Origin of the sequence: Isoptericola sp. NPDC019482, from assembly GCF_040632295.1 — a bacterium.
Lineage (GTDB): Bacteria > Actinomycetota > Actinomycetes > Actinomycetales > Cellulomonadaceae > Isoptericola.
Genome location: NZ_JBEYBQ010000002.1, coordinates 222,125 through 234,587, shown reverse-complemented (window position 1 = coordinate 234,587; position 12,463 = coordinate 222,125). Strand labels below are relative to the sequence as shown.

Here is a 12,463-nt window from a genome sequence, read left to right as displayed (position 1 = left end):
GCCGAGGCTGTGTACTGTCGTGACGTGACCGAGACCACGCCTCTGATCACCAGCCCGGAACCGACCGTCGAGGGGTTCGTGCGCGAGTACCTGCACGAGCTGAACTTCAGCCAGGGCACGATCCTGGAGCGGGCCACGGACAACGACCGGTACCTCGCGCTCGCGCGCACGGTGCGGCACTACCTGATGTCCCGGTGGATGCAGACCACGCTGAGCCAGTACCGCACGCAGTCGAAGGCGGTGGCCTACCTGTCGGCGGAGTACCTGCTGGGCCGACAGCTCGACAACGCGCTCATCGCGACGGGGCTGGAGGAGGTCGCCGCCGAGGCGCTGGCCAGCCTGGGCCTCGACCTCGACGAGCTTCGCGAGGTGGAGGTGGAGCCGGGGCTCGGCAACGGCGGGCTGGGCCGGCTGGCGGCGTGCTTCGTCGACTCGCTGGCGACGATGAGCGTGCCGGCGATCGGGTACGGCATCCGGTACGAGTACGGCATCTTCCGGCAGACGTTCGTCGACGGACGCCAGGTGGAGGAGCCGGACACCTGGCTCGACAACGGCGACCCGTGGGAGTTCGCCCACCCCGAGCACGAGGTCACGGTCGGCTTCGGCGGGCACACCGAGAGGTACACGGACGACGACGGCCGCGAGCGCTCGCGCTGGGTGCCGGGCTGGCAGGTGCTCGGCGTCCCGTACAACTCGATGGTGCCGGGCTACCGGAACGGGCGCGTCAACACGCTCCGGCTGTGGAGCGCGCGGGCCACCCACGCGTTCGACCTCAAGATCTTCAACTACGGCGACTACGCCGAGGCCGTGCGGTCCCAGACGTTCGCCGAGAACATCTCCAAGGTGCTCTACCCGGAGGACTCCACGCCGCAGGGCAAGGAGCTGCGGCTGCAGCAGCAGTACTTCTTCGTCGCCTGCTCGATCCGCGACTTCATCGACCAGCTCCTGCCGCCGGACTTCGACCTGCACGACCTGCCCGACCGCATCGTCTTCCAGCTCAACGACACCCACCCCGTCATCGCGATCCCGGAGCTGATGCGGATCCTGGTGGACGAGCGCGGCTTCGAGTGGGACGACGCGTGGCAGGTGACGCAGCGCTGCTTCGCCTACACGTGCCACACGCTGCTGCCGGAGGCGCTGGAGGTGTGGCCGGTCGAGCTGGTGGGCCGCCTGCTGCCCCGGCACCTGGAGATCGTCTACCGCATCAACGAGGAGTTCCTCGCCCAGGTGCGCGAACGCTCGGGCGGCAACGAGCTGCTGGTGCGGCGCATGTCGATCATCGCCGAGCACCCCGAGCGGTCGGTGCGGATGGCGTTCCTCGCGACGGTCGGCGGGTCGAAGGTGAACGGCGTCGCCGAGCTGCACTCGCAGCTGTTGCGCGACAAGGTGCTCGCCGACTTCGCCGACTTCTGGCCGGAGAAGTTCACGAACGTCACCAACGGCGTCACGCCGCGTCGGTTCGTGAAGCTGGCCAACCCGGGGCTGTCAGGGCTGATCACCGAGGCCATCGGCGACGGCTGGGTCACCGACCTCGACCGGCTGCGCGAGCTCGAGCCCTTCGCCGACGACGCCGAGTTCCGCCGTCGGTTCCGGGAGGTCAAGGCCGCGAACAAGGACCGGCTGGTCTCCTTCCTCGCGGCGCGCGACGGCATCACGATCGACCCCGGCACGATGCTCGACGTCATGGTCAAGCGGCTGCACGAGTACAAGCGCCAGCTGCTCAAGCTGCTGCACGTCGTGACGCTCTACGACCGCATCACGTCCGGGGAGCTGGAGGTCGGCGACGTCACGCCGCGCACCGTCGTCTTCGGCGCGAAGGCCGCCCCCGGCTACGTGATGGCGAAGGAGATCATCGCGCTGATCAACCACGTGGGGGCCGTGGTCGCGGCCCACCCGGACGTGTCCCGGGTGCTGCGCATCGCCTTCCCGGCGAACTACAACGTCACCGTCGCCGAGACCCTGATCCCGGCGGCCGACCTGTCCGAGCAGATCTCCCTGGCCGGCAAGGAGGCGTCCGGCACCGGGAACATGAAGTTCGCGCTCAACGGCGCGCTCACGATCGGCACCGACGACGGCGCGAACGTCGAGATCCGCAAGCTCGTCGGCGACGAGAACTTCTTCCTGTTCGGGCTGACGGAGCCGGAGGCGAGCGCCGTCGCGGAGGCGGGCTACCGGCCCTCGACCTACTACGAGGAGAACCCGTCGCTGCGCCGGGCCCTGGACCTGGTCGCGCGGGGCACGTTCTCCGGCGGCGACGCGTCCGTCTTCGAGCCGATCGTGTCCAACCTGCTCACCGAGGACCGGTTCATGGTGCTCGCGGACTACCAGGCCTACCTCGACGCCCAGGAACGGGTGGAGCGCGCGTACGCGGACCCGGACGCCTGGAGCCGGTCGGCCGTGCTGAACGTGGCGCGCTCGGGCTTCTTCTCCTCCGACCGGTCCGTGCGCGACTACCTCGACCGCATCTGGCACGCAGCACCGCTGACGGCCGACTGACCGTCGTCACGGGGCGTCAGCGCCGGCGGCGCGTGCCGAACACCGTGCGCGTGATCTCGCGCGCCAGCGTCGTGCCCACGGTGGTGAGGATGGCGTCCATCGGGCTGCGCGAGCTGCCGCGCGACGTCGAGCCGGACCGGGAGGCCTGCTGCGACTTTCGTGCGTCGGCCGCCGCCTCCTTGCGGGCCTTCGCCGCGTCTTTCTCCAGCTCCTCGGCGCGCTCGGCGGCCTCCCGCGCGGCGGCGTCCTGCGCGACGCGGGCCTGCAGCAGCTCGTAGGCGGACTCGCGGTCGACGGCGGCGCCGTAGCGCGCCTGCCCGGGCGAGGCGGCGACGGCGGCGTCGAGCACCTGCTGCGGCGCGGGGTCCATCGAGGCCTGGGGCGCGCGGACGCGGGTCCACGCGACCGGCGTGGGCGCGCCCTTCTCGTCGAGCAGGGTGACGACGGCCTCGCCGGTGCCGAGCGACTGCAGCAGCCGCTCGAGGTCGTATTGCGAGGTGGGGAAGGTGCGGGCCGCCGCCCGCAGGGCCTTGGCGTCGTCGGGCGTGAAGGCGCGCAGCGCGTGCTGCACGCGGTTGCCGAGCTGGGCGAGCACGTCGGCCGGGACGTCCTTGGGGGACTGGGTCACGAAGAAGACGCCGACGCCCTTGCTGCGGATGAGTCGCACCGTCTGGACCACCTGCTGGAGGAAGTCCTTGGAGGCGCCCGAGAACAGCAGGTGCGCCTCGTCGAAGAAGAAGACGAGGCGCGGCTTGTCCGGGTCGCCCACCTCGGGCAGCTCCTGGAACAGCTCCGCCAGCAGCCACATGAGGAACGTGGAGAACAGCGCGGGGCGGTCCTGCACGCCGGGCAGCTCGAGGGCGGAGATGATCCCGCGCCCGTCCGCGGACGTGCGCAGCAGGTCGGCGGTCTCGAAGGCGGGCTCGCCGAAGAACACGTCGCCGCCCTGCGCCTGCAGCCCCACGATCTCGCGCAGGATGACGCCCGCGGTGGCGGCCGAGACGCCGCCGATCCCCTTGAGCTCCTGCTTGCCCTCGTCGGAGGTGAGGTAGGCGATGGTGGCCTGCAGGTCCTTGAGGTCCAGCAGCGCGAGCTGCTGGGTGTCGGCCCAGTGGAAGATCAGCTCCAGGCTGGAGGACTGCGTCGCGTTGAGGCCGAGCACCTTGGCAAGCAGCAGCGGGCCGAAGTCGGTGACGGTCGTGCGGATCGGCACGCCCGTGCCCAGGCCGCCGAGCGAGTAGAACTCCACCGGGTACGACGTCGGCGTCCACGCCTGCCCGATGCTCGCCGCCCGCTCGGCGACCTTGGGGTTGTTCGGGCCCTCGACCGCCAGACCGGACAGGTCGCCCTTGATGTCGGCGAGGAACACCGGGACGCCCTGCGCCGACAGGCCCTCCGCCATGCCCTGCAGGGTCTTCGTCTTGCCGGTGCCGGTGGCGCCCGCGACGAGCCCGTGGCGGTTGAGCGTCGCCAGGGGGAAGCCGACCTGGATCGTCGGCTCGGGCGTGGGGTCCCCACCCGGTGGTCCGGACAGCAGGGCCCCGAGCGGCAGCGTCGGGGCGTCGGTGGCGTAGCCCGCGCGCACCTCGTCGGCGTACGACGGCGGCGCCGCGGGCTCCGCACCGGCGGCTGCCGCTCCGGCATCGTCCGGCGGGGTCGCGGGGCCCGCGGCACCGGCGTCCCTGCCCGCGGCCTCCGCCGCCTCGAGCGCCGCCTGGGCGGCCGCTGCCTTCGCCTCCGCCGCCTCGGCGGCGGCCTGCGCGGCGGCCGCCCGCAGGGCGGCGAGGTCGGCGTCGTCGGTGGGCGGTGTCCGCTCGGCCATGGCCCGCACGCTAGCGCCGTGCGGGACGCATTGCGCGGCGAACGGCCACCCGGTTGAGAACGGTTCTCACATCTGCTTCACTACTCGGGCACATGGGAATCGTTCTCATGTGACTGGTTCGTGCTGCCCCGATCTGGAGAGAGACGCATGCCTGCCCTCACCCGCACCACCCGACCTGCCGGCCGGCGCCGACAGTCCGCCGCCGGCCTCCTCGCCCTCGCCGTCCCCCTCGCGCTGGCGGGCTGCGCGTCCGCGGACCCGGCCGACGGCGCCGCGTCGGCGGAGGCCTCCGCAGAGCCCTCCGGCGCGGAGACCGCGCAGGCCACCGAGGCCGCCGCCGCGACCGCCCGCATCGCGCTCACCTACGACGGCGGCGTCGTCGTCCTCGACGCGCAGACGCTGGAGCAGGTCGCCGACCTGCCGCTCGAGGGTTTCACCCGCCTCAACCCCGCCGGCGACGGTCGTCACCTGCTCGCCTCCACCACCGGCGGGTTCCGCGCCGTCGACCTCGGCGCGTGGGCCGAGGCGCACGGCGACCACCACCACTACTGGACGGCGGAGCCGCGCCTCACCGACGTCACCTACGCCGCCGAGGAGCCCGGCCACGTCGTCGTGCACGGCGGCCGCACGGTCCTGTTCGACGACGGGACGGGCCAGGTCCGCGTGCTCGACTCCGCACACGCCGCCGAGGGCGAGGCTCCAGCCCGCGAGCTGACGACGCCGTCGGCGCACCACGGCGTCGCGGTCGAGCTCTCCGACGACTCGCTGCTGGTCACCGAGGGCACCGAGGAGTCGCGCTCCGGGGTGCGAGTGCTGGACGCCGACGACCAGGAGGTCGCGGCGAGCGGCGACTGCCCGGGCGTGCACGGCGAGGCGGTCGCGGCAGACGAGGCCGTCGTCGTGGGCTGCGAGGACGGCGTCCTCGTCTACGCGGACGGCGAGCTCACCAAGGTGCAGGCACCCGACGCCCACGGCCGCATCGGCAACCAGGCCGGCTCCGAGGAGTCGCCGATCGTGCTCGGCGACTACAAGACGGACCCCGACGCCGAGCTGGAGCGACCCACGCGCGTCTCGCTCGTCGACACGCGCAGCGGGGACCTGTCGCTGGTCGACCTGCCCTCGAGCTACACGTTCCGGTCCCTCGCCCGCGGCGACGACGGCGAGGCGCTCGTGCTGGGCACCGACGGCTCCTTGCACGTCATCGACCCGGAGAGCGGGAAGCTCACGACCTCGATCCCCGTGATCGACGCCTGGGAGGAGCCCGCCGAGTGGCAGGAGCCGCGCCCCGCGGTGCTCGCGCTGGACGGGTCCGTGTACGTCACCGACCCCGCGACGAGGTCCGTGCACGCGGTCGACGTGGAGACCGGCGAGGTCTGGAAGTCGGCCGAGCTCGATGTCGCGCCGAACGAGATCTCCGGCGTCTCCGGTGACGTGGAGGTGCACGGCGTCGACGAGCACGACCACGAGGCGCACGACGAGGCGCACGAGGCGCACGACCACGAGTGACGACGAGGGAGCGACGATCGGCGCCGCCCGGGGTGATCCGGGCGGCGTCGGTAGACTCCCGCCGATGCTCTCCGATCCGCCCGCCCCGCCCGGCACCGTCCGTGTCGTCACCGACTCGACCGCCTGCCTGCCGCCCGCCGGCGACGCCGTGGTCGCGCCCGTCGTCGTCCCGCTCCGCGTCGTGGCGGGGGAGGAGTCGTGGCGCGAGGGCGTGGACATCACGCCGCAGGAGGTGGCCGCACGCATCGCCGCCGGCGAGCGGCTGAGCACGTCGCAGCCCGCGCCGACCGAGTTCGCCGCCGTCTACCGCGACCTCGCCGCGGACGGCGCGCGGGCGGTCGTGGGCGTGCACCTGTCGGGGGCGCTGTCCGGCACCGTCGAGGTCGCGGCGAGCGCCGGGCAGCGCGCCATGATCTCGGTGCAGGCGGTCGACTCCCGCACGGTCGCGATGGCCCTCGGGTTCGCGGCGCTGGAGGCGGCGCGATGCGCGGCCGAGGGGCACGACGCCGCGACCGTCGCCGCCCGCGCGCGACAGGTCGCGGAGTCGAGCACGACGGCGTTCCTGGTGGACTCTCTCGACCACCTGCGCCGTGGTGGGAGGCTGTCCGCTCCCGCAGCGGCGCTCGGCACCGCCCTTGGCGTGCGGCCCATCCTCGCGATGCGCGACGGCGTGATCGAGATGGCGCAGCGCGTCCGGACCCGTCGTGCGGCGACCGACCGGCTGGTCGAGCTGGCGCTACGGCGCGCCGAGACGTGCGAGGAGCCCGGTGTGGCCGTGCACCACCTCGGTGTGCCCGAGCGTGCCGACGAGGTCGCGGCCCGCCTGGCCGCGGAGACCGGGGTCGAGCCGGTCGTCACCCCCGTGAGCGCCGTGCTCGGGGCGCACGTCGGGCCCGGCGCCCTCGCGGTGGTGGTCGCGGAGCTGGGCGGACGCCCCCGCGACGTCGTGCGCTGAGGAGCCTGCCCCCAGGACCGCTCCGTCCACAGGTTGCCGCGCACGGCGCCTATCGAGCCGACGGCGACCCTAGCGTCGCGGCGTGACCACCACGCTGCCCCAGGACCACGGCGGAGCCGACGCGTCGCCACCGGACACCGCACCGCCGACGGGGACCGTCGGGCCGCCTCCGACCCGCCTTCCGGAGGACGACGACCGGGCCGGCGCCTCCGAGCCGGTGCCGGACCGGGCCCTCGGCGAGGCCGCCGCGCGGCTGCATGCCTGGCACGCCCTGCGCGAGGACTCCGGCGGGGACCCTCGGCACGATCCTGACCACGTTCGCGGTCACGGTGCGTGGGCCGTGCCGGTCGGTGACGCTGGGGTCGGGTCGGTGCCGTGGGGCGCGCCGAGCGGCGAGGACGAGCTCGTCGACCGCCTGCGCGCCCGCCGGTCGGCGAGGCACGTCGCCGCCGCGTACACGGCGGCGCACGGCCACCCCGTCGACGGCCACGACGCCGGGGGCGGCGCGCGGCGCTGGTCGCTCGGGCTGCGGGCGGCCGTCGTGGCCTCGGTCGCCGTGCTGCTCGTGGCGGTCGTCGTCGCGGTGGTCGCGACCGCACGGCCCGACGACGTGATCACCCTCGCCGGCGCGCCGTCCGGTGCCTCCGCGGGTCCGTCGCAGCCGCCGGCCGGCCGGACCGCCGGGGCCGACGCGGGAGCGGGCACGGCTGCCGACCCCGCAGGGACGGGAGACCTCGACGGGGAAGGCGCGCCCGCGGCTCCCGAGGCGGTGCCGGCGCCGGCGCCGGGCACCGTGGTGGTGCACGTGGTGGGCGAGGTGCGGGAGCCCGGCCTGGTCACGGTCCCGTCCGGCGCCCGGGTGGCTGACGCCGTGGCCGCCGCCGGCGGCACGACCCGGCGTGCCGACGCTGCCGCGCTCAACCTGGCGCGCGCCGTCGTCGACGGCGAGCAGATTCGTGTGCCGAGGCCAGGGGAGCAGGTCTCGTCGGCAGACGGCGCGCCCGAAGGGGCCGGCGAGGACGGGACCGGAGGCGGGTCCGACGCGTCGGCGGGTGGTGCCGTGAACCTCAACTCCGCGGGAGCGGCGGACCTCGAGGTGCTGCCCGGCATCGGCCCCGCACTGGCCGAGCGGATCGTCACGTGGCGCGACGAGAACGGGCCGTTCACCAGCGTCGACGAGCTCGACGAGGTGTCCGGGATCGGGCCGTCCGTCCTCGGACAGGTCCGCGACCTGGTCACGCTGTGACGCCGCTCGTCCGGTCGGACGCCACCGGCGGGTCTGTCGACGCGGTCCCGGGTCCGGCGTCCCTCCCGGCGACCGGTCCGGCCGCGCGACCGACCGACCTGGCCTCGCCGCCGACGCGGCGTGTCGACCTGCGTCTCGCGCCGGCCGCGCTGGTGTCGTGGGCCGCCGCCTGGGCGCTCACGGGGCCGATGCTGGGCTGGGCCCGGACGGTGGCCGTCGGGGCGGTCCTCGCCGCCGCCGTCGCGGGGGCCGTGGTCGTCGCGGTGCGTCCAGCCCGGCGGGCGCCGGCGGCCCCGTGGCGGTCGCGGAGCACCCGCGGGAGCGAGGCGACCGCCACAGGGGCGGACCGGCGCCGGCAGGGCGGCGCGCGGTCTGCCGGTCTGCACGTCGTCGTCGCGCTGGCCTGTCTCGCGGCCGTGTCGCTCGGGGTGCACGCCCAGGTGGCACGGCAGGCGCCCCTGCGGTCGATGGTCGCTCAGGGCGCGCACGCCGAGCTGGTCGGTCGCGTCGTGTCGGAGCCGCGGCCCGCCGTCTTCGGCGACGGCGAGCGCTGGCAGGTGGCCGTGCGGCACATGACGGCGCGCGGGATCGCGTCGTCCGTCGCGGGGATCGTCGAGGTCACGGCGGCGGGCCCGGCGCCCCGGTTCGGGGCGAACGTCGCCGTGTCCGGGGTGCTGCGCCCCGTGGGGTCGGGCGACGGCCCGCTGGCCCGGCTGACGGCGGTGGGGCCGGTGGCCGAGCGTGCGCCGCCGGCCGCCCTGCTGCGGGCGACGCACACGATGCGGTCGTCGCTGCTGGACGTCACCGACCCCCTGTCCGCCCAGGCGCGGGGACTCGTACCCGGCGTCGCCGTCGGCGACACGAGCCGCGTGCCCGAGGCCGTCGACGAGGCGATGCGGGCCACGAGCCTCACCCACGTCACCGCGGTCTCCGGGGGCCACTTCGCGATCGTCGTCGCCGCGCTCACGGCCCTGTGCGCGCTGGCGCGGGCCCCGCGCGCGCTGCGGGTCGGGGTCGTCGCGGTCGTCGCGGCGGGCTTCGTCCTGCTTGTCCGGCCGGAACCCAGCGTGCTCCGGGCGGCGTGGACGTGCGCCGCAGCGCTCCTCGCCCTGGCACTGGGGCGTCCGTCGTCGGGCCCGCCGGCGCTCGCCGCTGCGGCGACGGTGCTGGTGGTCGTCGACCCGTGGCTCGCGCGGTCGTACGGCTTCGTCCTGTCGTGCGTGGCGACGGCGGGGCTCGTGCTCCTGGCGGGACCGCTCGCCCGCCGGCTGGCGCCGTGGACGGGCCGTCCGCTCGGGTTCGCGCTCGCGGTGCCGTGGGCCGCGCAGGCCGCGTGCGGGCCGGTGCTGCTCCTGCTCGACCCGCACGTGCCGCTGATGTCCGTGCCCGCGAACCTGCTCGCGACCCCCGCGCTGGTCCCGGCCACCGTGCTCGGGCTCGTCGCCACCCTGCTGGCTCCGTGGGCGCCAGGAGCCGCCCTGCCCGTCGCCTGGCTGGCCGGCCTCGCCACGGGGTGGATGGCCGCCGTCGCACAGGCACTTGCCGCGATGCCGGGCGCGCGCCTGCCGTGGCCTGCCGGGCCGCTCGGGGTCGTGGCCCTGGCGTTGCTCACGGTCGCGGTGCTCGCGCTCGTGCTGCGCCGGCCGCCCGGCGCGGGCTGGCGACGCGAGTGGCGGGAGGCCGCGCCGCGCGCCGTGCGCCGGGTCCGGCGGCAGGTGCGGCGGGCGGCGGCGCGGCACGGGCGCGGGCGCACGGCAGCCGTCGCCGGCCTGGCGGGCACCGCGCTGCTCGCCGTCCTCGTGGTCGCAGTACCTCGGCTCGCCGGCGCGGGCCACCAGGTGCCGGGCGACTGGCAGGTGGCCGCCTGCGACGTCGGGCAGGGCGACTCCCTCGCCGTGCGCACCGGACCGGCGTCGGCCGTCGTGGTGGACGTCGGGCCCGACGGCGAGGCCGCCGGACGATGCCTCGACGAGCTCGGAGTCGCCACCGTCGAGCTGCTCGTGCTCAGCCACTTCCACGCCGACCACGTGGGCGGGCTCGCCGCCGTGCTGCGCGGCCGCACGGTCACGGCGGCGCTCGTCTCGCCGCTCGACGAGCCGGCCGGCCAGGCCGAGCGTGCGAGGTCGCAGCTCGCGGCCGCGGGCGTGCCGGTACGGACCGCGGCCGCCGGCGACGGCGGGGCGGCGGGCACGGCGACCTGGCAGGTGCTGGCCGCGCGGGGCGGGCCGCCCGGTACGGGGTCGGCCGCGACGGGCGGGGGCGACGAGGGGGACGGGGCGAACGACGCGAGCGTCGCGCTCGAGCTGCGCACGGCGGGCGGGCTCGAGGTGGTCGCGCTCGGTGACCTGGAGGAGGGAGGGCAGGACGCCCTCGCCGCCGACCTCGCCGCGTCCGGGCGCGCGGCCGACGTCGACGTCGTCAAGATGGCCCACCACGGCTCGCGGTCGCAGTCCGCCGCGCTCGCCCGGCACCTGTCTCCTCGGGTCACGCTGGTGAGCGTCGGCGCCGACAACACCTACGGGCACCCGACCGACGACGCGCTCGACCTCTACGCGTCCGCGGGGTCCGCCCTGGTGCGGACCGACGAGTGCGGCACCGCGGCGCTCGTGCGCCGAGGCGACGAGATCGGCCTCGCGTGCGGCTAGCTGGTCGCATCCAAGCACCCCCCGGGCACGGCGGCGCAACGGGTAGGGAGGGGGTGGGAGCGGACCGGGGCGTCGGGGGTTCGTGGCAGGCTGGGGGCGTGCCCGCCGCCCCCGCCTCCCGACAGTCCCGTCCCGCCCGCAAGGGCAGGCCCTCGGCGAACAGCCGGTCGTGGGACGACCCCGTGCTCGCGCCGGTCCTCCTGGTGCGCGGGCCGGAGGGGCTGCTCGCCGAGCGGGCCGTGGACGGCGTCGTCGGCCTGGCCCGCGAGCGCGACGCCACCACCGAGAAGACGGAGCTCGACGGCGGCACGTACGGCGCCGGCCACCTCGCGGTCGCCGCCAGCCCGTCGCTGTTCGGCGAGCCGAGCGTCGTCGTCGTGCGGGGCGCCGAGGCGGCCACCGAGGACCTGGTCGCGGACGTCGTCGCCTACGTCGCGGCGCCCGACCCGGAGACGGTTGTCGTCGTGGTGCACGGGGGCGGGCAGCGCGGCAAGAAGATGCTCGACGCCATCGTCGCCAGCGGCGCGCCCGTGCTCGAGTGCGAGCCGATCACCAAGGACGCCGACAAGGTGCAGTTCGTGACGGCCGAGTTCCGCGCCGCCCGCCGCCGGGCGGACGCGGCCGCGGTACGCGCGCTCGTCGATGCCCTGGGCACGGACCTGCGCGAGCTCGCCTCTGCGTGCTCCCAGCTCGTCGCGGACACGACCGGCACGATCAGCGAGGCGGTCGTCGACCGCTACTACGGCGGCCGGGTCGAGGCCACGGGGTTCAAGGTCGCGGACGCCGCCGTCGCGGGGGACACCGGGGGAGCGGTCGCGCTCCTGCGCCACGCCCTCGCCACGGGCGCCGACCCCGTGCCGATCGTCGCCGCGCTCGCGCTGCGGCTGCGCACCCTGGCGCGGGTCGCCGCCATCCGCGGCGGCGCGGCCACCGCCCGCCAGCTGGGCCTGCAGGACTGGCAGGTGCGCAACGCCCAGCGCGACCTCTCCCGCTGGACGCCCGAGGGGCTGGCGACCGCCATCGCCGCCGTCGCGCAGGCCGACGCCGACGTCAAGGGCGGCGGCCGTGACCCCGTCTACGCCGTCGAGACGGCCGTGCTGACGATCGCCCGCTCGCGCCGCGGCTGACCCCGCCCCGCTGTGGGCGGGCGATTGGCCCATTTCTGACACGAAACAGGGCCAATCGCCCGCTCACAACGTCTGCCGGACCGCCGCAGGGCCGCGGGACGCGCGAAGGGCGCCGCACCCGGTGGGTGCGGCGCCCTTCGAAGCCTTGCAGGTCCGGCCCCGACGTGAGAGGCGTCAGGCGGACCGAGCGCGACGACTACAGGCGACTCAGAGAGCCTCGACCTGCTTCGCGATGGCCGACTTGCGGTTCGCGGCCTGGTTGGCGTGGATGACGCCCTTCGAGACGGCCTTGTCGAGCTTGCGGGTCGCGGCCTGCAGCGCGGTGGTCGCGGCCTCCTTGTCGCCCGCGGCGACGGCCTCGCGCACCTTGCGCACGTAGGTCTTCAGCTCAGACTTGACGGCCTTGTTGCGCAGGCGCGCCTTCTCGTTCGTCTTGATGCGCTTGATCTGGGACTTGATGTTTGCCACGTGTGGACTTCCTGGTGTGTTCGCCTGCTGGCGAGCGGATAGGTCGTAGAGGGCGGCCACAGCTCCGGGACTGGGGTGGGGAACCCGTGGAGAGGAACTGCGGCTGTGCCCGCCGACCTGGGCGGACACGCAAACATCAACGATAGCAGAGGGCCCGGCAGGGCAGAACCGCGTGCGCGGTGCCGCCTTGTGAGATGC

Annotated in this window: 8 protein-coding genes; 6 read left to right on the top strand and 2 right to left on the bottom strand. The window is 75.3% G+C overall.

Annotated features, from left to right (window positions below; genetic code table 11):
* Positions 1 to 24 precede the first annotated feature (24 nt).
* Complete coding sequence (locus ABZ493_RS03025; protein WP_430580698.1) at positions 25 to 2,496, top strand: glycogen/starch/alpha-glucan phosphorylase; 2,472 nt, start codon at positions 25 to 27, stop codon at positions 2,494 to 2,496.
* A gap of 16 nt (positions 2,497 to 2,512) precedes the next feature.
* On the opposite strand, the gene ABZ493_RS03020 is transcribed toward ABZ493_RS03025, so the two are convergent.
* A complete protein-coding gene (locus ABZ493_RS03020) occupies positions 2,513 to 4,318 on the bottom strand; it encodes a helicase HerA-like domain-containing protein (protein ID WP_430580697.1) in 1,806 nt (601 codons plus the stop codon).
* Positions 4,319 to 4,465: 147 nt separating this feature from the next.
* On the opposite strand from ABZ493_RS03020, the gene aztD reads away from it, so the two are divergent.
* From aztD to holA, 5 genes are all read left to right on the top strand, one after another.
* Complete coding sequence (gene aztD / locus ABZ493_RS03015) at positions 4,466 to 5,824, top strand: zinc metallochaperone AztD (RefSeq protein WP_430580696.1); 1,359 nt, start codon at positions 4,466 to 4,468, stop codon at positions 5,822 to 5,824.
* A 64-nt stretch (positions 5,825 to 5,888) separates the two neighbouring features.
* Positions 5,889 to 6,779: a DegV family protein gene (locus ABZ493_RS03010; RefSeq protein ID WP_430580695.1), complete on the top strand. Its 891-nt coding sequence runs from the start codon at positions 5,889 to 5,891 to the stop codon at positions 6,777 to 6,779.
* An 82-nt stretch (positions 6,780 to 6,861) separates the two neighbouring features.
* Entirely contained in the window at positions 6,862 to 8,025 is a 1,164-nt protein-coding gene (locus ABZ493_RS03005) for a ComEA family DNA-binding protein (protein WP_430580694.1), read from the top strand.
* The gene (locus tag ABZ493_RS03000) at positions 8,022 to 10,670 is read left to right on the top strand and encodes a ComEC/Rec2 family competence protein (protein WP_430580693.1); all 2,649 of its coding nucleotides are present in this window, start codon (positions 8,022 to 8,024) and stop codon (positions 10,668 to 10,670) included. The genes ABZ493_RS03005 and ABZ493_RS03000 overlap by 4 nt, the downstream gene beginning before the upstream one ends.
* Before the next feature lie 98 nt (positions 10,671 to 10,768).
* Positions 10,769 to 11,797 carry a DNA polymerase III subunit delta gene (gene holA, locus ABZ493_RS02995; RefSeq protein ID WP_430580692.1) on the top strand — a complete coding sequence of 343 codons (1,029 nt, stop codon included), beginning with the start codon at positions 10,769 to 10,771 and terminating at the stop codon, positions 11,795 to 11,797.
* Positions 11,798 to 12,004: 207 nt separating this feature from the next.
* Here the strand turns inward: holA and rpsT are convergent, their stop codons facing one another.
* Positions 12,005 to 12,265, bottom strand: coding sequence for a 30S ribosomal protein S20 (gene rpsT / locus ABZ493_RS02990; RefSeq protein ID WP_430580691.1), 261 nt, complete (start codon positions 12,263 to 12,265; stop codon positions 12,005 to 12,007).
* Positions 12,266 to 12,463 lie beyond the last annotated feature (198 nt).